Here is a 23,165-nt window from a genome sequence, read left to right as displayed (position 1 = left end):
CAAGCGGCGCCTCAAATTCATTCTTTCGGATCGCGCGTTTTGTCGCCCTGTCCGAATTCCGCCATAAGCCCTGCGGAACGCAGGACGTTGAGCACGCCGGCACCAAAACCCAGCAGCAAAAAAACGATCAGACCCCATGGCGATGTTCCCGCCAAACGGTCGATGATCCAGCCGATACCGGCACCAACCACTATCCCGGCGATGAACTCGCTGGACAGTTTGAGCGCCTGGCCATATCCGGCCGCACTGCCCGCTTTCGCGTCGTCTTTCCCCTCGAGCCGGTCCGGCCGCCTTGTCGCAAGCGATGCTTCAAGGTCGCGCCGGCGGCGCTCAAGATCTTCGTCGCGGATGTCGACTTGACGCTGTTTGCCGGGGCCGGTTTCTCCGGTTCCGTCTGGCCCATTCTTGTCGGCCATCGCAACCCCCTTGCCCGGTCAGATCGTCGCCGTCCGTCCGCTCTTAAGTCGCCGGCAACATAGTTAGAGGGTCCGCGCCCGTCAAGCCACGGGCGGACCTTCAGCCTCAAGTATTTTTCATTGTTGAATCAGTGACTTGCCAGGGTGCGACATCGTGCCCGACACCATCGTTGGCACACCGCGACCGAATCCCTCCGGCGATGGGTCCCCGATCGACCGCGCCTGCGACCTTGCCGAAGCACTCAGCTCCAGCCGCCGCCATAGGTGCGGTAAAAGATGTGCAGGCCGATCTTGGTCATTTTTTTCATTGTCCGCGCCCAACCCGGATTGACGTAGTTGGCGTAGTAATGGGTCGACGATCCCACTTCCGGGATGAAGATCTTGCCGGCAGTGACCGCCATGGCGATATCCTGCGCGGTCTTGTAGTGGGCGGGGCTCTGGATACGCTTCTTCCTGCCGTCGCAGGCGAAGGAAAACTGGCAACGATTGAACCATTTGTCGTTCTGATAGACGACGCCGCAGATCGAGTTCGGATAGGCCGGATTGCGAACGCGATTGAGGATGACCTGGGCGACGGCAGCCTGGCCGCGCACCGATTCACCGCGCGCCTCGAAGTAGATGCCGTTGGCGAGACAAGTCTGCTCCGGCTTGGAGAAGACGCTCGCCGGCAGCGGAGTTTGCATCCACGAATGATCGCCCTTGGCCAGTGGCGGAATGAAGCGGCCGCCATTGGGCTTCTCGTCCTGCAGCAAGGCCTCGAAGGGCGAAGCCTGGGCATAGTCGGGCTCGGCCGCTGCGTAGGCGGTCGCAAGCACATCGGGGCGATCGTTGTTGACCAGTGCGGCAAGCATGGCCGGCACGCCGGGATCCGGCTTCTTGTCGACGCGCGCGTGGAACGCGGCGGCAATCTGGATCTCCTTGCCTTTGATCTCCGGCTTGGCGAAAGCCATCTTCAAGCCACTGTCCATGCTTGGACGGAGCAGTGAGGAGGTGCGTTTGAAAATCGAGCCGGCGTTGAAATTCTTCGGCGGCGCGACCGGCGAGACCATGATGATGCGGCCCTTCTTGGCGGCACGTACGACGCGGTCCTCGTCGGGCGTCGTGCTGGCCGCGCTGCCCTTGCCGCGAAACGACACAGCGCCGATGCCGGGCAACCGGACGCCGGAACCCGAGATCGCGCCGGTGGTGTCGGAATCGAGGAAAGGCATTTCGGCAGCGTGAACCGAGCCGGCGACGGATTTCTCGACATAGGCGTTCCAACGGGCGTTCGGCGCCTTGAGGCCGGAAACCAGGCTCGTCATGTCCTGATAGGCAATGACCGTGGGAAAGCCGACCCAGATGCCAACCCCAATGACCAGAGGAGACAGCAGTGAACGTCTCTTCTCACCGACGGCAGCAACCAGCGTCGAGACACGTCGGTACATGGAGATATTCGGAAAGCCGACCCGAATGCACCGATCAACAATGGACGGAGACAGCAGTGAACGTTTCTTCTCACCGGCGACGGCGACAAGCCGCTTCAAAACACGTCGATGCACGGAACTCTCCAGAAACGCAACTGACCCCACTGGAGAGGCACAATGATGCATTAACCTTGATGGTGCGTTAACAGGTTGGATCGTGTTTTCCCTGTCGACGCTCCCTGTCGATCTGAAGTCAGGCGCTTTTGCGGCCATGTTCGGGCCGAAGAAAGATCGGCCAGGCGATCAGCGCGCAAAAAGCCGCAGCCAGCCAGACGCCCGTCCACGACCAGACGACGAGAAGGCCCGGAATGGCAATCGGCGTCGCGACATGACGAGGGGCGTTTCTGCCAATCGCCAAGGCCCAGCAGCGTCAGCGGCGTTTTTTCGCTCTGCTGGCGAAAGGATTGTCCGAGGTGCGCAAGGCTATGCGGATCGGCACGCCTGGCATATCGAAGGCTTCGCGCAGGCTGTTCGAGAGATAGCGGACATAGGATTGCGGCATCGCGTCCGGACGTGAGCAGGAGACGACGAAGCCCGGCGGGCGCGTCTTGGCCTGCGTGACATATTTGATCTTCAGCCGACGCCCCGCCACGGCGGGTGGCGGATGATGCGCCAATATGCCTTCCAGCCAGCGGTTGAGCTTGCCGGTCGAGACGCGGCTGTTCCACACCCTGTGCGTCCTGATGACGGCATCCATCAGCTTGTCGAGGCCGCGCCCAGTCTCGGCCGAGACCGGCACCGCCTGCATGCCGCGCGCCTGCGGCAACAGCCGCTCGGTCTTCTCGCGCAGTTCCGCCAGGAGTTCCTGGGGGTGGTCGATCATATCCCATTTGTTGAAGGCGATCACCGGCGCGCGGCCCTCGCGGATGATCAGGTCGGCGATCTGCAGATCCTGCTTCTCGAAGGGAATGGTGGCGTCGAGCACGATGATGACGATCTCGGCAAAGCGGATGGCGCGCAGGCCGTCCTGCACCGACATGACTTCCAGCTTTTCGTGGATCCTGGCCTTGCGGCGCATGCCGGCGGTGTCGAACAGTTTCAGGCGGCGGCCATGCCAGTCCCAGTCGACTGAGATGGAGTCGCGGGTGATGCCGGCTTCCGGCCCGGTCAACAGCCGCTCCTCGCCGATCAGCGCGTTGATCAGCGTCGACTTGCCGGCATTTGGGCGGCCGACGACGGCGATGCGCATCGGCTTGGTATCATCATAGCTCGGCTCGGCATCCGGATCGGTGATGTCCTCGCCGATCAGCACTTCGCTGGCGGCGGTCTCTTCGTCCGCATCCTCTTCTTCTTCGCCGAAGGCGCGCGCCTCGCCCAGTGCAGCGATCACCGCATCGCGCAAATCGGGCAGGCCCTGGCCGTGCTCGGCCGAGACCGGGATCGGCTCGCCAAGGCCGAGTTCCCAAGCCTCAAGCATGCCGCCCTGGGCGCCGCGCGCCTCGGCCTTGTTGGCGACGACGACAACCGGCTTGCCGGATTTGCGCACGATCTCGGCGAAGGTCTTGTCGTCGGGCATCAGCCCGGACTTGGCATCGATCGTGAAAAAGATCAGGTCGGCTTCGCGGATCGCGATCTCGGTCTGGGCACGCATGCGGCCCGGCAGCGTCGAAGCAGCAGCGTCCTCGAAGCCGGCGGTGTCGATGACGTCGAAATGCAGATCGTAGAGCTTGGCGGCATGGACGCGACGGTCGCGGGTGACGCCCGGCGTGTCGTCGACAAGCGCCAGCTTCCTTCCCACCAGACGGTTGAAAAGGGTCGATTTGCCGACGTTAGGCCGGCCGATGATGGCGACTTTGAATGTCATCCAGCTCTACCATCGTGCATGTCGTTGGTCCCAAAACCGCTTCGCACCCTTGGGTCAAGCCCGAGGGCATGCTTTGGGCGACATTGCACTACGACACGCCACCCGAACCACGGATCAGCTCGGACATCAACGTCGCCCGCTCGCGCGCGTTGCGCGGGGCGCCATCATCCGAGGCGATCTGGTCGAACAGTTTCAGTGCGTCCGTTGCCTTGCCTTCCTTCCAGGCGGCAAGGCCCAGCGCCTCGCGCGCCGTATGGCGCAGGGGATTGGTGTCGGCGGTGAGCGCCTCGACGCGGCTGGAGACATCGGCGAAAGAACCGTGATCGACGAGCAGCAGCGCTGCCCTAAGGCGCGCCAGGTCGCGAAGACCTGATGGAATGTCCGTGTCGGCGGCGACCTCATCGAAGTCCTTGACCGCAGCGTCGAAATCGCCCTTGTCCGCCTTGACGGTTGCCGCCCGCATGCGGGCGAGCAGCGGATAGGCGCCGTAGCCATCCTTCTCCAGCGCCCCGAGGGCCGTCAGCGCTTCGTCGCTCTTGCCCTCATTGGCAAGCTTCAGCGCTTGCGAGAAGGCATCGCCGGAGCGATTGGCGCGGGTCTCGTCCCAATAGCGATAGCCGACGAACGCGGCGGTTCCGAGCACCACCAGCACCGCGAGCACAATCAAGGCAGGACCAAAACGGTCCCACAGCGCATGCGCCTGTTCGCGACGAATCTCTTCGTTGACTTCGCGGATAAAACTGTCGTCCGACATCTCAAAACCATCCTGCCCGCCCCAGGGCGGTTTAGAGCGACGTGGGTCCTTGGACGCACAAAGTACGCTCTAACACTTTGAATTGCGCATCGTGCTTCCTGAAATCAATTCCGATCTTCAGGCCGATGCGGAGCCCGCGTTTTAGCGAAATTTCGTCGGCATGGAAGAGGCACGACAGGAAAATCGGCTAATCGCCGGGCGTGTGACCACCGGAGGCGACCGCACCGACGCCACATTTTGCCGATAGCCGGTGCTCGAACCCTCCTCAAATCCAGATCAGATATCGATGCCTCGTTTGTCCCGCGTTGTTGCGTTTTCCATCGCGTCGCTTGCTGCGGCGGGCGCTGCTGCCGCCGACCCGCCTGCGGCGCCAGCGCCGGCAAAGCCGAAGCAGGCCGTCATCATCTCGTTCGACAGTGCCCGCGATATTTCGCAGTGGAAGCGCAGCCGGGCGCTGGCCGCGCGTACCGGCGCGCATTTCACCTATTTCGTCTCCTGCGTCTTCCTGCTCTCGCCGGAAACGCGCAAGGAGTACACGGCGCCCCGCAAGACATCGGGCAAATCCAATATCGGCTTTGCCGCCTCGAAACAGGAAGTCGCCGACCGGCTCGAGCAGATAAACCTCGCCGCCTCCGAGGGCCACGATATCGGCAGCCATGGCTGCGGCCATTTCGACGGCAAGGACTGGAGCAAGGCCGACTGGCTGAGCGAGTTCGGCTCTTTCTCCCGCATTCTCGAAACCGCCTATTCGATCAACGGCATTGCCCCCGAACCCACGGGCTGGCGCGAAATCGCGCGTAACGCGGTCGGCTTTCGCGCGCCGTATCTGTCGACGAATAAAGCGCTCTATGAGGCACTGCCCAAGGCGGGCTACCTGTTCGACGCGAGTGGCGTCTCGAAAGGCCCTGCCCGGCCGGCGACCAGCAACGGCATCACGCATTTTTCATTGCCGCAGATTCCGGAAGGCCCTGACAGAAGACGGGTGATCGCGATGGACTACAATCTCTATGTCAGGCATACCGGCGGCTTCGAGCGGCCGAGCAAGGCAGACGAATTCGCCTACCGGACCTATGACGCCTTTCGCGCCGCCTTCGACGCCCAATACCAGGGAAAACGCATTCCGCTGGAACTCGGCTTCCATTTTACGCTGATGAATGACGGCGCCTACTGGAATGCGCTGGAGCGCTTTGCAGGCGAGGTCTGCACAAAGCCCGATGTCGAGTGCATCAGCTATCGCGACTTTGTTTTGCGGCAGCGCGCTGGGGAAAAGCAGGCGTCAGTGGGCGGCTGAACCGCCCACGTCCTTGTCCCAAAACTCAGGCCGGGTCCTCGGCGCCTTGCCGTTCGAGATAGCGCTGGTCGATTTCGGGCAGCGGTTCTCCTTCCAGCGTCGCCTCGAAAGCACGCAGGCGTTTGTGGATGGAGAGCAGTTCGACGATCGTTGGCCAGGCATTGACCAGATACTGAAATGAGGAACTGACCTGGCCGAAAGCGGTGGAAACCTGCTGCCATATACCCAAGGTAATTGTTCCAGCAGCAATCGTGGGAATGAGGATCACGCTGGCAAAGATGGCATCTGCCTGCAGATAGCCGGATCGGACGACATTGAAGTAGGCGTAGTGAAAGTAGAGGGTGAAGTAGTTGCGTCGGACGTGAGAAAAAAGTTCGGCCACGGTGGGCGGTGCTGCACGCGCCGCATCGTCCTCGCCATACACCAATTCCTTGCGGTAGGCGGCCTCGACTCGCTGATTCTTGAACTCCAACCCTGGCAGTTTTATGCCGGCAATCATGAGAAGAAGGGTACCGAAAATCGACCAGGTGACAGCGGCTACAACCAGGGAATAGGGAATTTCGCCAACGAGTGGCAAGACCTTCACATGGCTTGAGAGTTGCGCGAGCAAGGGCAGGAACGCAATCAACGTCATGACGGAGTCAACGAGCGAAACACCAAGGCCTTCCATCGTGGTGGAGAACCGCATCGTGTCCTCTTGCACACGCTGAGACGCGCCTTCGATGTGCCGCAATCTCTGCCAGTTCGTCATGTAGTAGTCATTCATTGCCGTGCGCCAGCGGAAGATATAGTGGCTGACGAAGAACCGGGTGATGACGAACAAAGCCATGCCCGAAGCGCCGATCCAGGCGTAGATCGAGAACATCGAATAGAGTTCGCCGGCGGTTACCGAGCCAGGCGTCGTGATCGCCTTTTGGAACAGATCAAAGAACGGTCCGCGCCAGTTGTTCAGCGCCACGTAAATCTGCACACTGAGATATGTCGAAAACAGGATAAGCGCCGAACCGAGGATCGACCAATTCTGCCACGGGTGAGGAGAATAAAAGCGCCAGAAGGCGTAGAAGGCGCCAACTAGAAACCCAAAATAGATATAGAACCAGATAAACGGCTTGGTCCAGAAGATCGTCATTCCAAGGACTGGCGGCACGCCAGCCGCTGCCGGCGGCAGCCCGAAAACAGCGCCCAACTGCTCGCCCCCGAAAAACCAGAACAGGATTCCGGCAAGGCTCCAGACGGCGACCGAAGTGAAGAACAACTTCGGCTGCGGGAAGAAGGATACGAACACTGTGGCGAAATCCTCGGTCGATGCGCAAATCAGCGGCGTTGCTGTTCAGCGGGCATAAGGTCACACATCGGTCGGAATGAAAATGCCCGTGCCCGATGCCCATCCCCGAGCAAACCCACAATCATGGCGATTTTGGCGCAGCCGACCAGGCGACGACGCCGGAGGCTACCAAGACGGCGGCAGCCACGATCGAAGCCAGGAAGAAACCACCCGATGCTTGCGCCAGCAGCCCGGCGACGAGCGGGCCGATGATCTGGCCGAGGCCGAAGGAAGCCGTCATGACCGCGAAAGTCCGGCGCGGCGCCTGCGGTGCAAGCTGCCTTACGGCCTGGAGGCCGAGTGCGGTCATGGCCATGAATGTGGCGCCAAGCAGGAACCCGCCGAGCAGCGGCCCGGCGCGTCCGCCCATGGCCACGCTTGCGGTCACGCCGACCGCCTCGATGAGGCAACCCGCAAGGCAGGCCGCGTAGAGGCCGATCCTTTCCGCGATCTTCTGCCACAGCCAGATTGAGGGAATTCCGGCAAGGCCGGTGACCATCCAGACGACCGCCTCGAACACGCGGCCGCCGCCGCCCTGTCGGACGATGGCGACGAGAAACGTCGCCGTCACCACATAGCCGAAGCCGAACAGGCCGTAGGCGACAATCATTTTCAACAACGACCGGTCCTTCGGCAGCGCCGGCTCTCGGCGCGCAACGCCGTTGGTGGTCGAGGCAGGCCCCACCAGCAGGGCCACGACAGCGAAGCCGCAGCCACAAATCGCCGCCGACCACAGCCAGCCCGCCGCCCAGCCGGCATGTCCGGTGACGAGAACAGCCATCAGTGCCGCGGATACTGCTATACCGAGGCCGACGCCGCCGAAATGCAGCGCCTGCAGGCCGTTGCGGTTGGCCGCAAGCAGATGGCCAAAGACGATGCTGGACATGAAGACCATGACAAAGGCACTGGCCAGACCGGCGAGAAAGCGGATGACGAGAAAGGCCGCCATCGTGTCGGTCAGTCCCATCAGCCCGGCGAGGATGGTGCTGGCGGCGAGGCCTGAAAACATGAGCATGCGCTCGCGGCCGTGCGCCCAGCCACCGGCGGCCGCAAGCGCGCCGATGAGATAGCCGAGATAGTTTGCGGATGCGATCCAGCCGGCATCCGCCGGCGACAGCGCAAGTTCCTCCATCATGCCGGGCAGGATCGGCGTGTAGACGAAGCGGCCGATGCCCATGGCAACGGCCAGGGCAATCATGCCGGCGAAGGCGAGACGCAAAGGGGACGGCGAAGCGGCATTCATTGCAGTGCACAATAGGTGCACGAGCCTGTCAAACAATCCGCTTGCGTTGGGCCAGAACGGGTCGCGCAGCTGTTGGCAAGCAGCTTCCAGCCGCCAATCTCCAAGGTTTTGCGATTGGCCGCAGACCACCATGGCTTCGTCATCCCCGGGCGGAGCAAGGAGCGAAGCGACGCAACGCAGATCCTGGGATTCATGCCGTGACATCCGGCGTAAAATGCGGCGGTTTGGAATGGCGCTCGTGTCCGCTGCGAAGAAGCACCCGTTTCTGATCCGTCGGAGCACTGCCGCCAGGCAACGGCATGGATCCCAGGGTCTCCGCGACGTCGCTTCGCTCCTGCTCCGCCCTGGGATGACGAAGGGAGGGAAGTTCAGCCAATCTCCAAGGTTTGCGATTTGTCCCTGAAAGGAACTGAGCCCGCTCCTTCCTTTGCTCGCATCTTCAGCCGCAGCCGGTTTGCGCTGTGCCGGTCTCGTACGCAGTGCGCCTGGCCGTCAGCCTGAACGGCACGTCGCCGAGCTCGCGCTCCGACATGGTGTCGAGCACAGGGTGTGACAGCGGATCGATCACCCATCTTGTGGTCTCGCTTTCACGCGACCGGCCTTGCAGCGTGTCAGCAACAGAAAAGACCCTGAGAAATGATAAAATCTTCATAGGGTTCTTCCTCTAAAGGTCTGCTTTGCGTCCAGATTCTGCCATCCCGCCCGGTATTTCAATTGAGATTTCGACCGCGCGGGTTTAGAAAAACTATATGGCTATACTGAACCGCGTCCATCTCAACGGCCTGCGCGCCGTGGAAACCGTCGCCCGCCTGGGATCGCTTTCAGCTGCGGCGAGCGAACTCAACGTGTCCGCCAGCGCCGTCAGTCAGCAGGTCAAGCGAACAGAAGAGCAGCTCGGACAGGCGCTGTTCGAACGAACGGCGGGCGGTCTCGTGCTGACCGAATTCGGCACCGTCTTCACCGCGCGCCTCGGGGCAGGCTTTCGCGAACTCGCCCAAGCCGTGGCGCTGGCCGACGAGGCTTCCGAATGCACGCTGGTGGTTTCGGTGGCGCCAGCTTTCGCGTCGAAGTGGCTGCTGCCGAGGCTGTCACGTCACTTCGCCCGGCATCCGAATGTGCTTTTGCGCATCGACGCCTCGGTGCGGATTGCCGATCTCGACCGCTCGGACATCGACATCGCCATCCGGCTTGGCGACGGGACATGGCCGGGCGGGCGCGCGGAACTGTTGCTGGCGCAGGAGGTCTTCCCGGTCTGCGCCCCGGTGATCGCCGACAAATTGAAGTCGATCGAAGACCTCGCCCTGACCTGCGCGATCACCGACGAGAGGGCGATGATCACTTGGGAAAGCTGGTTCGAGGCCGCCGGGGTGAAGCCGGTCACCTTCCTCAAAGGCGCGCGCTTCACCGACCCGATGCTGTGCCTGGAATCGGCGATCGCCGGCCACGGCGTCATGCTCGGCTGGCAATTGCTGGCCGCCGACGCACTGGCTGATGGCCGCCTTGTCGCGCCCTTCGGCGTCCGCGCCCAGAGCGGGCTCGGTTATTGGCTGGTGACCTCCGCCGCCAAGACCGAAAGCCGCAAGGTCAGGGATTTCAAAGTCTGGATCCGCGAAGAAATAGCGGCAACGATGGCGCAATTCGGGTCACTTACCAGCGCGAGCTGAACCTGCCCCGTGCAATCCAGGTGGAAAGGAGAGCAGTGCAGGTCTATGTAGGGAACCAGACTCCCACATCGCGACAGGCAGGATCATGACCACACATTCGCGCGGCGTTTCCGCAACGATCGACCCGGTGAAACTCGACAGGCTGGCCGAAGTCGCCATCAAGGTCGGGCTGCAGCTGCAGCCGGGGCAGGATCTGGTGCTGACATCGTCGATCGCAGCGCTGCCCTTGACACGGCGGATTGTCGAGCACGCCTACAAGGCAGGCGCCGGCCTGGTGACGCCGATCTTCAACGACGACGAAATCACGCTGGCGCGCTTCCGCTATGGGGCGGACGCCGGCTTCGACCACGCCGCCGGCTGGCTCTATGAGGGGATGGCGAAGGCCTTCGCCAACAATGCCGCCAGGCTTGCCGTGCGCGGCGAGGATCCCTCGCTGCTGTCGGCACAGGATCCGGCCAAGGTAGCGCGTGCCAACAAGGCGAACTCGATGGCCTATCAGCCGGCTCTGGAAAAGATCACCGGCTTCGACATCAACTGGAACATCGTTGCCTATCCCGACCTTGCCTGGGCCAGGCAGGTATTCCCCGGCGATGCCGACGACGTCGCCGTGGCAAAACTCGCCGACGCCATCTTTGCCGCCTCACGGGTTGATGTGGACGACCCGATCGGCAACTGGACAGCGCATAATGCCGCACTGCGCAGCCGCACCGAATGGCTGAACGGCCATAATTTCCATGCGCTGCATTTCACCGGACCCGGCACCGATCTGACCGTCGGTCTGGCCGACGGCCATGAATGGATGGGCGGCGCCTCGACCGCCAGGAACGGCATCACCTGCAATCCCAACATCCCGACCGAGGAGGTCTTCACCACGCCGCATGCAAGGCGCGTCGACGGCCATGTGTCGAGCACCAAGCCGTTGTCCTACCAGGGCACGCTGATCGACGGCATCGCTGTGCGTTTCGAGGAGGGCCGCATCGTCGAGGCAAAGGCTTCGAAGGGCGAGGACGTGCTGAAGAAAGTGCTCGATACCGATGAGGGTTCGCGCCGGCTCGGCGAGGTTGCGCTGGTGCCGCATTCCTCGCCGATCTCGGCGAGCGGGCTGCTGTTCTTCAACACGCTGTTCGACGAGAACGCTGCCTGCCACATCGCATTGGGACAGTGCTATTCGAAATGCTTCGTCGACGGCGCCTCGCTCAGCCAGGATGAGATCGCGGCGCGCGGCGGTAACAAGAGCTTCATCCATATCGACTGGATGATCGGTTCGGACAAGATCGACATCGACGGCGTTGGTAAGGACGGCAGCCGCGTGCCGGTGATGCGCAAGGGCGAATGGGCGTAAGCAGCCGCCAACAGCTGCCATGGCGGTCAACCCCCGGAGTTGACAATGAAACTCGATATCAGGGTCAAGCGCATCTACGAGCCACCCTCGCCCAGCGATGGCCAACGAGTGCTCATAGACCGCGTATGGCCGCGCGGCGTCCGCAAGGAAGACGCCGCGCTGACGCTATGGCTGAAGACCATCGCGCCCAGCGATGAATTGCGCAAATGGTTCGGCCACGAGCCGTCGCGCTGGATGGAATTCCAGCAGCGATATCGCGACGAGCTCGACAGGAACGGCGAGGCGGCCGGCCAGTTGCGCGCCATGCTCGACAAAGATCGGGTGACGCTGCTCTACGGCGCGCAAGACGAAACGCATAACAACGCAGTGGCCTTGGCTGACTATCTCCGCCTAAAGGGCTGAGGCAGCGCGCACTGACGGGTCACACCATACCTTTTCACGAATCCCTCAGGCGACGCGCAGCTCCGTGGCCGCATCGAACAGGTGCACCTTGCCCGGCAGCACCGAAAGGTTGATCGCGGTGCCGGCGTTGCGGCGCGCGTCACGCGGCACCACGGCGATGGCGTCGTATCCTGCCACGCGCAAATGAATCTGAACATCTGCGCCGGTTGTTTCGGACAGCACGACCTCGCCCTTGATCTCGCCCGCATCCGAAATGCCGAGATCGTTTGGCCGAACGCCCATAATGACCTTTTGGCCTGGCTTTGCCTTGATTTCCGGTGAGAGGCCGATCGAGACGCCTTCGGCGACGAAGCGAGGATTGCCGCCCGCGGTCTCGACTGTGCCCGCGATGAAATTCATCGAAGGCGAGCCGATGAAATCAGCGACATATTTCGAGTTCGGTCGCTCGTAGACCTCGTCGGGCGTGCCGATCTGCATGATCCTGCCGGCATGCATCAGCACGATCTTGTCGGCCATCGTCATCGCCTCGATCTGGTCATGGGTGACGTAGATCGTGGTCGTGCCGAGACGATTGTGGAGTTGACGGATTTCCACCCGCATATGCGTGCGCAGCTTCGCGTCTAGATTGGAGAGCGGCTCGTCGAAAAGGAATACGGCGGCATCCCGCACCATGGCGCGGCCCATGGCGACGCGCTGGCGCTGGCCACCCGACAATTCCCTGGGGTAGCGCCCGAGAAAGGGCGTGAGATTCAGGATTTCCGCCGCCCATTCGACCTTCTTCCTGATCTCCGCTTTTGGCATTTTCGCCACTTCCAGACTAAAGCCGATATTGTCGAACACGCTCATTGTCGGATAGAGCGCATAGTTCTGGAACACCATGGCAATGTCGCGGTCGCGCGGGTGAACGTTGTTGACCCGCCTGTCGCCGATCAGCAGATCGCCGTTGGTCACACTCTCGAGCCCAGCTGTCATGCGCAGGAGCGTGGTCTTTCCGCAGCCCGACGGCCCGAGGAGCACGACAAACTCGCGATCGGCAATGCCGAAGGAGATGTCCTTCATCACCTCGACATGCCCGAAATTCTTGGCGATGTTCCTGTATTCAACGGTGGCCATTCTCAATCTCTCTTCGGACGACCGGATTCGGGTCGTCAGTATTTCTGCCTGGTCGGCGTGATGACGATTTCCTGCACGAGAGCGTTCTGTGGCATCTGATAGGTGTGCAGCATGAGGTCGGCGACGTGCTCCGGCCCGATCCCGCCGCCGATCTTGAGCTTGTTGGCCTTGTAGTTGGCTAGCGTCTGCGGATCGAGGACGCCGCTCAGAACTTCGGTTTCGATCACCCCGGGCGAAAGCACGACCACACGGACGTCATAATCGGAAAGATAGTCGCGCAGCGATTCCGAGACGGCGTGAACGAAGAATTTTGTCCCGCAGTAAACGGTATGATCGGGATAGACCTTCCGGCCAGCGATCGAACTCATCATGAACAGCGTGCCGTGACGGCGTTCCATCATGCCCGACATGACGGCGTGGACCGAATTCAGCACGCCTTTCGTGTTGATGTCGATCATCTCGTCCCATTCCTCGGGCGGCTGGCGGCCAATGTCGGCAAGACGCGCAATGCCGGCATTGGCAAAAAGCATGTCGACCGGGCCGTATTCGGCTTCCGCCTCCTTCACTGCGGCTGCGATCGCGGCGCGGTCCCGCACGTCGACCTGCCGGGCCATGCTGTTGGGCAGGTTCAGCGCCTCCATGCGCTCAAGACGGCGGGCCATCATCAGAACAGGGTGGCCAGCACGCGAAAACACCTTGGCGACTGCCTCGCCGATACCAGAACTCGCTCCCGTCACCGCTACGAGCTGTTTTCCAGCCATTGTTTTTCCTCTTGGGAATTGTCGATAGCTGGGGTGGCGGCCTTGGGCCACCACCCCGGAACACTCAGCCCTTGGCGACGAGATCGTCGACCTGGGTTTTCAGGGCGTCGAGCGACTCCTTGGCCGAGCCCGACTGGCCGGCGAAGTATTTGCCCAGCGCAACCGGGATCATGTCGCTCGAAAGTTCCGCCCATGCCGGCAGGTCGGGCTCGGATCCCATGTAGTTGGCGATGGTGTCGCGCACGACCGGCAAATGGCGGGTCGTGCCGGCGCCGACACGCGCGTTGGCCAGCACGCGCGGATCGTCATAGACGCTGGTGCGCGTTGGCCCCGTACCGCCGCCCAGAACGGTTATCAGCGCCTGGGTGTCGGCTGAGGTCGCCCACTGCATGAAGATCCAGGCGGCGTCCGGGTTCTTCGAGTATTTCGACACCGCGAGCGAAGAGCCGCCCTGGTGACCAACCCCCGGAATTTCGCCGAATCCGGTCTGCTCGACCGTGCGTAGTGTGGCGGCAGGTTTCGGCGGAACCATCGCTTCCATCAGACCGGAGACCTTGGAGGCGTTGGGATCGTCGAAGAACGGGAAGAATTCGCCCCATGACAGCATCGAGGCGGCGACGCCCTGGCCGACCGACTGGCCCTCGCCATCCCATGTCCAGCCGTCGACGCCGGGAGGCATCGTCGCCTTGAGCTTGTCCCAGTAGGCCATGGCGGCCAGGCCAGCTTCGTCATTGCCGGTGAATTTACCGTCGGCGCCAAAAATCGAACCGCCATGGCCCCAAAGCCAGGCCGTCCAATCGCATTCGAGGCTGTAATGGCCTGACTTCATCTGGCCGCTGGTGCCGTACATGTTCGGGCCCTTGGCGTCGGTGATCGCCGCAGACGCCTGTAGCAAATCCTCGAGCGTGGCGGGGGGCGGCAACTTGAGCTCGTCCCAGACGTCCTTTCGGTACTGCGTGATAAAGATCGGAATGTCGTAGGGCACGCCGACCATGCTGTCCTTGTACATGGCGATACCGTCGACGAGCGGCTTCAGGAAATCGTCGATATTGTAGTTCGGCATTGCCAGTTCGGTGTTCTTGAGCTGCTCGCGCGGATCGAAGACGTCCTGGCTGAAGCTCGCCGCCCAGCTCTGGTCGATGTAATAGAGGTCGTAAGTGCCGAGGCTCGACGCCACGTCGAGCGTCAGCTTCTGCAGCACCTGCTCGAGCGGCAGCACTTCGATCTCGACCTTGATGCCGGTAGCCTCCTCGAAATACTGCTTGAGCTGCGTGGCGATGGCATTCGATGGCGGCGTCGATTCCGTAGCGAGGCGAAGGGTCGTTCCGGCAAAGGGCTTGCCGACATCCGAGAGCCATTTGGTGATTTCAGCACTGGGCTTCAGTTCCTGTTCCTGAGCCGATGCCTGGCTGATGCCGTAGAACGGACGTCGTCCCAAACCCATGCCGAGCGCGCCGGCGCCGAGGCCGAGAATGCTTGCTGCGCGAAGAAACGAGCGCCGGTCCATCTGTCCGCGAACGAAGCGGTCGGTGACAGAGGCAAGATGCGCCTTTCTGATGCTGTCTTTCATTGTCTACTCCTCCGGTTTAATTCGCGATTTTCTCAAGGCTGCGAATTCGAGCCTCCCATCTATTGTTTCAACGATCCCATCGTGAGACCGCGCACGAGGTGCTTTTGAACCAACAGAATGAAGATGAAAGCGGGAATGATGGATGCGGCGCCAAGCGCGGCCATGTTGCCCCAGGCGGTGCCGATCGACGTGACGAAGGTCGACGAGACGACAGGCACGGTCTTGAGCGACGTGGTGGTCAGGGTCAGCGCAAAGAGGAATTCGGTCCAGCTGAAGATGAAACAGAGGACCGCCGTGGCGGCGATGCCGCCCTTGGCCATCGGCAGCACGATCCGCCGGAAGATCATGAAGCGGCTGGCGCCGTCGACGATCGCGCTCTCGTCGATTTCGGAGGGGATGTCGTCGAAGAAGCTCTTCATCAGGAGGACGGCGAGCGGCAGGTTCATCAGCGCGTGGATCAGCACCATGCCGGTATAGGTGTCGATGAGCCCGAAATTCTTGTAGATGAAGAACATCGGAACCGCGACCGCGACGGGCGGCATCATGCGCGTGGACAACACCCATCCGACGAAACTGTGCCGGCCGCGGAAATTCATGCGCGACAGGGCATAGGCGGCGAGCGTGGCGATGGCGACAGCGAGCACGGTCGACAGCGTCGCGATGAAGATCGAATCCCAGACGCGCGGCGCCATGTAGAAATTGCCGCCGCCCGGCGTCACGGTGATGCCGCCGCTGCCCAGCGAAATCCCGAACACCTTCTGGAAATTGTCGAAGGTCGGCGTGAAGGCGAACAGTTTCGGCGGCCGGTTGAAGATGTCGTTGCCGTGTTTGAACGCCACCGACGTCCAGTAGTAGATCGGAAAGAAAAAGATTCCGACCACAACCCAGGCGGCGATGGTGCGAAGCATGCGGGTGGAGAAGGAGCCGTTCATTCTACCATTTCACCTTCGCGACACGGATGAACAGGTTGGCAATGACGAGGATGATCACGAGGGTGACGAGGCTGAGCGTGGCTCCATAGCCCCACTTTACGAAGCTGAACGTCTGCTGCCATGCATAGAGGGAAAGCGAATAGGTCGATGCTCCCGGCCCGCCTGATGTCATGACGAAGACGTAGTCGAAGACGCGGAAGAGATCGATGCCGCGGACCAGGACGGCGATCGCGATCACCTTCGACATCATCGGCAGGGTGATGCGCCGGAAAATCTGGAACGACGACGCGCCGTCGATCATCGCGGCCTCGTAAGGCTCCGGCGGCAACGCCCTGAGTCCGGCGAGGAAGATGAGGACCATGAACGGCGTCCACTGCCAGATTTCCGCGACGAGAACGCCGGCAAGCGCGGTCGAGGCCGTGGCGAGGATGGGGTTGTTGGGATTAAGCAGCCCGATCGACTGCAGGAGGTAACTGATCACCCCGAACTGCGGATCCTCCATCAGCAGATACATCATGCCGACAATGGCCGGCGGGATGACGAGCGTCATCGTCAGCACGCCGCGCAGAAATCCGAAACCGAAGCCGTCGCTGTCCAGGAGCAGCGCGATCGCCATGCCGAGCACCAGTTCAAAGACCAGGGCGATGGCGAAATAGGTGAAGGTGATGACGAGCGATTGCCAGAACCGCGTGTCGTTCCAGAGCTGCACCCAGTTTTCCGTTCCGACGAATTCGAGCGCCCGCCTGCGCGGGACGAACTCGTGGAAGCTCAGCCAGATGTTGTAGAGCAGCGGATAGACGGTGAAGACAAGCAGGATTGCCACCAGCGGCAGCAGCCATGGCAGCGGATGGTCCGAAATGACGAAACGTCTGGCTTGGGCAACCCGCACGCGTTCCTCCCGAACCGCTTCGTTTTGCGATGCACAAATGTTCATATCTTGTGCATTTGTTCAAATGCTATATCGTCACCATGTCCGTGGCAAGCACTTGTTGGCCGGCGACAGCGGCGTTCGGACGGGTGCGCCACCAGCATCGGAGGACCCTCATGACGTCGATCGGCCTCCTGGCACGGGTAGCCCATCAATATTTCGTGCTGGGTGAAACACAGCAGGCCATCGCCGAGCGGCTGCAGATCAATCGCACCAAGATCCACAGGCTGCTGGCCGAGGCCAAGGAGCGCGGCATCGTCTCGATCCGCATCAACGCCGGGACGTCCCAAGCGCTCGAAATGGAAGAACAGCTCAGGCGGAAATACCGGCTCGACATATGCAGCGTTACGCCTAATGACACCGGGTCGGAGCTCGGGCTCTCCGAAGTGATCGGCATCTATGCCGCGCAGACCGTAGAGACCCTGCTCAGGGACGACATGACGGTCGCCATGGCGTGGGGCCGAACCATGAGATGGCTCGCTTCCAACATCGAACCGGTGGCGCTCAGGAACGTTACCGTCGTGCCGCTTCTCGGCTCTCTGTCGCGCCGGTCGTCGATCGACAAATACGACGCCGCCGCCGTCTTTGCCCAGCGCACTCAGGCCGAGTCCTATTACCTTCCCGGACCCATCATCTGCGACAGCCGCGAAAGCCGCGAGACGATCCTGCAGCAACCGAGCGCGCGCGAAGTTATCCAGAAGGCGCTGAACGCCGACCTTGCGCTGATGAGCGTCGGTGGCACAACCAGTTCGACGCTTCGCAGCGTCGGTTATATGACCGACGAGGAATTCGACGACGTCCTCAGGATGAAGCCGATCGGGAACTTTCTCGGTTATTTCTTCGACCGGAACGCCGAGCTCATCGACCATCCCGTGAATGAACGCATCGTCGGGGTTTATCCTCTCGATACGCTGAACATTCCCAAACGCGTCCTTGTTTCCGGCGGAAAGAACAAGGTCGGCATCATGGCCAAGCTCCTGGAAAAGGGATTCTTCACCGGCCTCATCACCGACCAGGAGACGGGCAGCTCGCTTTGACATCCGCCGACCGGAATTGTGGCAAGTGCTGTGCGATGCTGCCTGTTGCATCGCGCCTGCTTTCATCTGAACGCAGACTGGCATCTGAAAGCAGACTGCCGGCAGATCTCTCCTAAGCCGTCCCTGGTTCGGTTCCATCGCCTGCAGAACATCCTTTTACGTCATTGCGGCCGCACGCTTCGCGCCGACCGGTCAGACCAACCCCGACCTCCGGTTTGCCAGGATCACATCGGCAATCTCGACAAAGCCGCGACCACCCCGCGACCTCGTGACGAAAGCGGGTTCGGCATCGATCTGTCCCTGGAAATCCATCACATTCGCGACCCCGAACGCGTTCGGAAAGAACCCGAACATCGGGGCGTCGTTCGGGCTGTCTCCGACGAATGCATAGGACTGCCTTTCAGCATCGAGGTCGGTTCCCAGCCTCTCGCTCGCAAAGCGGCGCGTCATCGACAGCTTGTCGTAGCGGCCAAACCAGCCATTCACATGGATCGACGAAATCTTGGCGACGGCGCCGGCCTGCTCGAAGATCTGCTTGATGCGCCTGGCATCGGACATCGGCAGCGCCGGAACATCTTCGCAAAAGTCGATGGCCAGATCGGCTTCGCGATATTGCTGGTCGGCGGATACGGCCGAGCCTGGCACTTCCTGGACGATGCGCTTTTCCAGTTCGATGAGCCGGCGCCTGTTTTCCCGGCGTTCCTCAGCGCTCGCGGCGAAAACCCGGATCATCTTCCGCGTTGCGTGATCATAAGCGAAGTAGAAAGCGCCATTTTCACCAACCACGCCGGTCACCGGCCAGAACCTGGCAATCATGTCGCACCAGCCTGCCGGTCTCCCGGTAATGGGAGCAACGACAAGACCCGCCTCATGCAGGCGTTCGAGCGCACGGTAGGCATCGGCCGGAAGACGACCGTCGGTGGTCAAGGTGTCGTCGATATCGCAGAAGACGCCGCGAATGCGCGAGGCAGTTTCGGGTCCGAATTCTGCGAGGTCGCGCATCCGGTCAGGCTTCCCCGCGAGCAAAATCCTCCAACATCCCTGCATCCGCAGCAATGTCGAGGAAGGAGAAGCGATTGCGCATCTCCCGGCAGTGAACGACCGCCTCGCGATAGAAATCGGGAGGCGTGCCCAGTTCGGCCGCTGAGATCGGCCCGCCGGTAGATTTCAGCAGGCCCAGCATTTCGTCGACGGGCACCATGAATTGCTTGAGCTCCTGCCTGAGCGTCGGCCAGAGCTCCTGCAGACGCTCGTTGAATGCGGCGGCGGCATTCTCGTCGAAGGCCTTTTTCTTTAGTTCGTCGAGACATTGTGCAGCGACAGCCGGCCCCATGCGGCGGATCATGTCGTCAGGATCGATCTTCGTCTCCTTCACGACCGGCGGCTTATCGCTTGCAAGCATTGCTTGCTGCAGCCGCGCCATGGTCAGTGAAGCGACACCGACCTGGGTGCCGTGGAGCGTACCGGGGTGACGCTCGCCGGCGAAGCAGTCGATGTAGTGCGATATCTGATGCTCGCCCATGGAGCCGTGATTGGAGACGCCGGTGAAGGAAATGCCGAGGCCGCAGAGCGTCAGCACGCGGTAGAGATAGCCATTGGCCTCGATGTCGTGTTCGGCAAGCTTTGCCGCACGCTCGTTGAGCGCCGCCTCATCCTTCTCCTGGATGAGAAACGGCACTTGGTGGTAGGCGGTGCCAAGCAGGCGGTGCGACATCCACCAGTCGATCTGGGCGACCGAGCGGCAAAGGCAGTCACCGAACCCCGCCGCCGACAGATAGGTCGGGGCGGCAGCGGAGACGCCAAGATCGACAAAAAAACCTGATGGCGCGTGGGAAGGCAGCGATACTTTCAGGCCGCTTTCCAGTGTGATGGACGCCGTCGTCGATGTGTAGCCGTTCATCGAACCGGCTGTCCCGAACACGCAATAGCGCCGTTCGTTCCTTCCGGTGACGAACTTGCAGAGATCGTTGATCGTGCCGGAACCGACCGCGACCACGGCTTCCGCATCGGCGAGTTTGACGGCCAGGCTTTCGACGTTGGCCATGTCGGCATGTGGGTGATCCAGTATCACGACATCGACAGGACCGAGCGTCTTCAGCTCGCGCGCAACGCGTTCGCCAAGTGCATCATATGTCGCGGCATCCGCAACGACCGTGAACCGCTCACCCAGCTCGAGCTTAGAAACGAGATCGGCTGCCCGCCCTTCGAGGCTTTCTTCGATGACAATCCGGTCATACGGCACTACCGCCTTTTTCCCGGTCTCCGGGTTGGTCCAGCGCCCGTCCAAAATGTCGTCGATTAATGTCGTCCAGGATCCGGCTGCCGGATTCGTCATGGCGTCCTCTTCTGGGGCATCGATGCGCAGGAACATTGCGTCATCGAACAATAGTCACTTAGCACTGTCTTTTGTCAAGCATCTGCCCGCAGCGCTTGACTTCGTTCTGTAAACCTGCGGAAAAAGGCGCATGAATGCCAACGCCGACATCGACGCGGTCCGACCATCCGGGCTCTCGGCACTGCCGTCCGAATTCGACAGCGCGGTGGCGTGGGCGGCCTGGCTCTACTATGTCGACCAGCTCAACCAGAGCGATGTGGCGAAGGTCATGAACGTCTCCAGGGCGAGCGTGGTAAACTATCTGCAAGAGGCACGCGAAAGCGGACTTGTGGCCGTTCAGGTCGACCACGACGCTTTTGCCCGCACCTTGACCTCGCGGCGGCTCATGGAAAAATTCGGGCTTCGCGGCGCTGCGGTTATCCCCGACCTCGATCCCAACGATGCCGACCGCCGCATCGGCGAAGCGGCGGGACGGTTGCTCGCCTCGATGGTCGATCCGGGCGACACGATCGGCGTTGCCTGGGGAAAGACGGTGCTCTCTGCCGCCCGCTCGATCCCGCGACTACGCCATGATCGGAACCTCACCGTCGTCCAGCTCTCGGGAAGCTCGATCGGCACCAGCGATTTCTCGCCGGAATTCTGCACCTCGCTGATGGCCAATCGGCTCGGAGCCCGCTGCATCAATCTGCTTGCCCCGGCGATCGTCTCCACCGAGGAACTGCACGACGAACTCATGCAGGAGCCGATGCTCGTCAACCAGTTCCGTATGATACGTGCCGCCGGCAAGGTCATCTTCGGGATCGGCGATATCGGGCCGGAGAGCACCTATGCCCGAGCCGGGATATCGGACGCCGCCGCACTTGCCGGCATGATCGAGCGGGGAGCGCTCGGGGTCATCATCGGGCGGTTCATCGACGCTCAGGGAGCCCCTTTCGCAACGCCGCTCGACGGGCGTACCGTCGGCATCACGCTCGACGAACTGAAGGAGGTTCCGATCCGCATCTGCGCCGCCGGTGGCGTCCGCAAGATGGGCGCGATCAGGGCTGGGCTCGACGGCGGATACGCGACACATTTTGTCACCGACATGGCCACCGCGAATTTTCTCTTGGAATAACCAGCACTCGGAATAACCGGCACTCGGCGGAATTCATCGTCTCGGGAGGACAATATGGGCAGCAGCGACGGACCTCTTGTCGTCGGCCTCGACAGTTCGACGCAATCCTGCAAGGCGATTGCGTGGACCCGGGACGGGCGAGCCGTGGCGGAAGGCCGCGCGCCGCTCGATCTGATGAAGCCGCGGCCCGACTATGTCGAGCAGGAGGTTGCCGACTGGTGGCGGGCCGCGACGGCGGCGCTGCGACAGCTTGTCGGCACGGTCGATGCGAAACGCATCGCCGCTGTCGCGATCTCCAACCAGCGCGAGACCGTTGCCCTCATCGACGGCGCCGGCGAGCCGATCGGACCCGCGAGCCTCTGGCTCGACGAACGTGCCGCCGGGCTGGTCGACCGTTTCGCGGCCGAGGTCGGCAGTGAGCGGCTGCACGCGATCACCGGCAAGCCGATCGACGTGACGCCGGTCGTCTACCGCCTGAAATGGCTGCGCGAGAACGAGCCGGAACGATTGGACCAGGCGAGGAAAATCCTCGACGTGCACGGCTATCTGACGCTGAAACTGACGGGAACGCCGAGTGCGAGCTGGACGAGCGCCGATCCGTTCGGTCTTTTCGACATTTCGCGCAAGGCATGGTCGCAGCCGCTCCTCGATCACCTCGGCATCAAGCCATCGCAACTTCCCAATGCGGTGCGGTCCGGCACCCGGATCGGGGCCGTTCATGCCGCGGCGGCCGCTGCAACGGGTCTCACCGAAGGAACGCCGGTGATCGCCGCCGGCGGCGATGGGCAATGCGCCGGGCTCGGCGTCAACGCCATGCGCGACGGCGTCGTCTATCTCAATCTCGGAACTGCGATCATCGCGGGAATCTGGTCGCGGGAACCGGTGGTCGGCGCCTTCTGGCGCACGATGACCTCGCCGACAGGCGATGGCTATTTCCTCGAGGCAGTGCAGCGGGCCGGTGTCTATTTCGTCAACTGGTTCGTCGACACGTTTGCCGGCGGACGCTCCGATCCGGCGATCTTCGACCGTCTGGAAAGGGAAGCGGCGGCCGTCCCGATCGGCTCGGACGGACTTCTCGCCGGATCCACCCTAGTCGGTTGCATGGACCCGCATTGGGATCCGAGCGCACGCGCAAGCTTCATCGGCATGCATCCGTCGCATACGCTCGGTCACTTTTATCGAGCAGGACTCGAGGCGATGACGCTGCAAACCGCCCGGGCTCTCGAAGAGATGCGCAGCCATGGTCTTTCGCCCACGCAAATGGTGGCGATCGGCGGTGGCGCCAACAGCAAGCTTTGGACAAAGATGATCGCGGACGCGACCGGGATCTCGATCCATAAGGGTCACAATGCTGAAGCCTCCTCCCTCGGCGCAGCGATTAGCGCCGCGGTCGGCGTCGGGTGGTTCGAGAGTTTTGCTGAGGCCGCGGATGCCATGACGAGCATCGCCGAGACGATCGAACCGGACCCCAGCTGCCGCGAAGCGTGGGACGCGCTGTCGGCCAGGCAGGCCAAGGTCTTCCCCGCGACCCAATTCGCCTGGCGGAATTGAGACGGCCGGGATGCGATCGACAATGCACTAGGGTCCGGACTCAATTGAGCCACCAAGTTATTGCGGCGGCGAGGAGGATGCCAGCAAGGAAGTTCCTGGCGAGCTTGTCGTATCGGGTGGC

The 23,165-nt window shown here is 61.9% G+C and carries 21 protein-coding genes; 7 read left to right on the top strand and 14 right to left on the bottom strand.

The window, feature by feature from the left end:
- Positions 1-17: 17 nt before the first annotated feature.
- The 4 genes from ABID19_RS30690 to ABID19_RS30675 form a co-directional block, all read right to left on the bottom strand.
- Complete coding sequence (locus ABID19_RS30690; RefSeq protein WP_354494330.1) at positions 18-416, bottom strand: AtpZ/AtpI family protein; 399 nt, start codon at positions 414-416, stop codon at positions 18-20.
- 242 nt (positions 417-658) lie between these two features.
- Complete coding sequence (locus ABID19_RS30685) at positions 659-1,840, bottom strand: cell wall hydrolase (RefSeq protein ID WP_354494329.1); 1,182 nt, start codon at positions 1,838-1,840, stop codon at positions 659-661.
- Between the two features lie 409 nt (positions 1,841-2,249).
- Positions 2,250-3,683: a ribosome biogenesis GTPase Der gene (gene der, locus ABID19_RS30680; protein WP_354494328.1), complete on the bottom strand. Its 1,434-nt coding sequence runs from the start codon at positions 3,681-3,683 to the stop codon at positions 2,250-2,252.
- A gap of 88 nt (positions 3,684-3,771) precedes the next feature.
- Positions 3,772-4,437, bottom strand: coding sequence for a tetratricopeptide repeat protein (locus ABID19_RS30675; protein WP_354494327.1), 666 nt, complete (start codon positions 4,435-4,437; stop codon positions 3,772-3,774).
- Between the two features lie 286 nt (positions 4,438-4,723).
- Between ABID19_RS30675 and ABID19_RS30670 the strand changes: the two genes are divergently transcribed.
- A complete protein-coding gene (locus ABID19_RS30670) occupies positions 4,724-5,728 on the top strand; it encodes a polysaccharide deacetylase family protein (RefSeq protein WP_354494326.1) in 1,005 nt (334 codons plus the stop codon).
- 25 nt (positions 5,729-5,753) lie between these two features.
- On the opposite strand, the gene sbmA is transcribed toward ABID19_RS30670, so the two are convergent.
- From sbmA to ABID19_RS30655, 3 genes are all read right to left on the bottom strand, one after another.
- Positions 5,754-7,013: a peptide antibiotic transporter SbmA gene (sbmA, locus tag ABID19_RS30665; RefSeq protein WP_354494325.1), complete on the bottom strand. Its 1,260-nt coding sequence runs from the start codon at positions 7,011-7,013 to the stop codon at positions 5,754-5,756.
- 121 nt (positions 7,014-7,134) lie between these two features.
- Positions 7,135-8,295 carry a YbfB/YjiJ family MFS transporter gene (locus tag ABID19_RS30660; RefSeq protein ID WP_354494324.1) on the bottom strand — a complete coding sequence of 387 codons (1,161 nt, stop codon included), beginning with the start codon at positions 8,293-8,295 and terminating at the stop codon, positions 7,135-7,137.
- Positions 8,296-8,734: 439 nt separating this feature from the next.
- On the bottom strand, positions 8,735-8,947 hold the full coding sequence (locus ABID19_RS30655) for a hypothetical protein (RefSeq protein ID WP_354494323.1): 213 nt from the start codon (positions 8,945-8,947) through the stop codon (positions 8,735-8,737).
- Between the two features lie 97 nt (positions 8,948-9,044).
- Here ABID19_RS30655 and ABID19_RS30650 point away from each other — a divergent pair, with 97 nt between their 5' ends.
- The 3 genes from ABID19_RS30650 (at position 9,045) to ABID19_RS30640 (ending at position 11,703) form a co-directional block, all read left to right on the top strand.
- Positions 9,045-9,959, top strand: coding sequence for a LysR substrate-binding domain-containing protein (locus ABID19_RS30650; protein WP_354494322.1), 915 nt, complete (start codon positions 9,045-9,047; stop codon positions 9,957-9,959).
- An 85-nt stretch (positions 9,960-10,044) separates the two neighbouring features.
- Positions 10,045-11,301: an aminopeptidase gene (locus ABID19_RS30645; protein ID WP_354494321.1), complete on the top strand. Its 1,257-nt coding sequence runs from the start codon at positions 10,045-10,047 to the stop codon at positions 11,299-11,301.
- 45 nt (positions 11,302-11,346) lie between these two features.
- Positions 11,347-11,703 (top strand): DUF488 domain-containing protein, encoded by a 357-nt coding sequence (locus tag ABID19_RS30640; protein ID WP_354494320.1) that lies wholly within the window; start codon positions 11,347-11,349, stop codon positions 11,701-11,703.
- A 45-nt stretch (positions 11,704-11,748) separates the two neighbouring features.
- Here ABID19_RS30640 and ABID19_RS30635 read toward each other — a convergent pair whose 3' ends face one another.
- The 5 genes from ABID19_RS30635 to ABID19_RS30615 form a co-directional block, all read right to left on the bottom strand.
- Entirely contained in the window at positions 11,749-12,816 is a 1,068-nt protein-coding gene (locus ABID19_RS30635; RefSeq protein WP_354494319.1) for an ABC transporter ATP-binding protein, read from the bottom strand.
- A 35-nt stretch (positions 12,817-12,851) separates the two neighbouring features.
- On the bottom strand, positions 12,852-13,577 hold the full coding sequence (locus ABID19_RS30630; protein WP_352939529.1) for an SDR family oxidoreductase: 726 nt from the start codon (positions 13,575-13,577) through the stop codon (positions 12,852-12,854).
- Positions 13,578-13,641: 64 nt separating this feature from the next.
- Entirely contained in the window at positions 13,642-15,147 is a 1,506-nt protein-coding gene (locus ABID19_RS30625) for an ABC transporter substrate-binding protein (protein ID WP_354494318.1), read from the bottom strand.
- A 59-nt stretch (positions 15,148-15,206) separates the two neighbouring features.
- Positions 15,207-16,079: a carbohydrate ABC transporter permease gene (locus ABID19_RS30620; protein ID WP_354494317.1), complete on the bottom strand. Its 873-nt coding sequence runs from the start codon at positions 16,077-16,079 to the stop codon at positions 15,207-15,209.
- Between the two features lies 1 nt (position 16,080).
- Positions 16,081-16,968 carry a carbohydrate ABC transporter permease gene (locus ABID19_RS30615; protein ID WP_354494316.1) on the bottom strand — a complete coding sequence of 296 codons (888 nt, stop codon included), beginning with the start codon at positions 16,966-16,968 and terminating at the stop codon, positions 16,081-16,083.
- Positions 16,969-17,123: 155 nt separating this feature from the next.
- Here ABID19_RS30615 and ABID19_RS30610 point away from each other — a divergent pair, with 155 nt between their 5' ends.
- The gene (locus tag ABID19_RS30610; RefSeq protein WP_352937821.1) at positions 17,124-18,044 is read left to right on the top strand and encodes a sugar-binding transcriptional regulator; all 921 of its coding nucleotides are present in this window, start codon (positions 17,124-17,126) and stop codon (positions 18,042-18,044) included.
- Between the two features lie 192 nt (positions 18,045-18,236).
- Here ABID19_RS30610 and ABID19_RS30605 read toward each other — a convergent pair whose 3' ends face one another.
- Both ABID19_RS30605 and ABID19_RS30600 read right to left on the bottom strand, forming a co-directional pair.
- Positions 18,237-19,046: an HAD-IIB family hydrolase gene (locus ABID19_RS30605; RefSeq protein WP_354494315.1), complete on the bottom strand. Its 810-nt coding sequence runs from the start codon at positions 19,044-19,046 to the stop codon at positions 18,237-18,239.
- A 4-nt stretch (positions 19,047-19,050) separates the two neighbouring features.
- Positions 19,051-20,379 carry a sn-glycerol-1-phosphate dehydrogenase gene (locus ABID19_RS30600; protein WP_354494314.1) on the bottom strand — a complete coding sequence of 443 codons (1,329 nt, stop codon included), beginning with the start codon at positions 20,377-20,379 and terminating at the stop codon, positions 19,051-19,053.
- A 130-nt stretch (positions 20,380-20,509) separates the two neighbouring features.
- Between ABID19_RS30600 and ABID19_RS30595 the strand changes: the two genes are divergently transcribed.
- Entirely contained in the window at positions 20,510-21,493 is a 984-nt protein-coding gene (locus tag ABID19_RS30595; RefSeq protein WP_354494313.1) for a sugar-binding transcriptional regulator, read from the top strand.
- A 54-nt stretch (positions 21,494-21,547) separates the two neighbouring features.
- A complete protein-coding gene (locus ABID19_RS30590; protein WP_354494312.1) occupies positions 21,548-23,044 on the top strand; it encodes a xylulokinase in 1,497 nt (498 codons plus the stop codon).
- The last annotated feature ends 121 nt before the right edge of the window (positions 23,045-23,165 follow it).

The organism is Mesorhizobium robiniae, from assembly GCF_040545535.1.
Classification (GTDB): Bacteria; Pseudomonadota; Alphaproteobacteria; order Rhizobiales; family Rhizobiaceae; genus Mesorhizobium; species Mesorhizobium robiniae.
The sequence above is the reverse complement of the archived record's forward strand: the minus strand, read 5'-3'. Positions and strand labels throughout refer to the sequence as shown.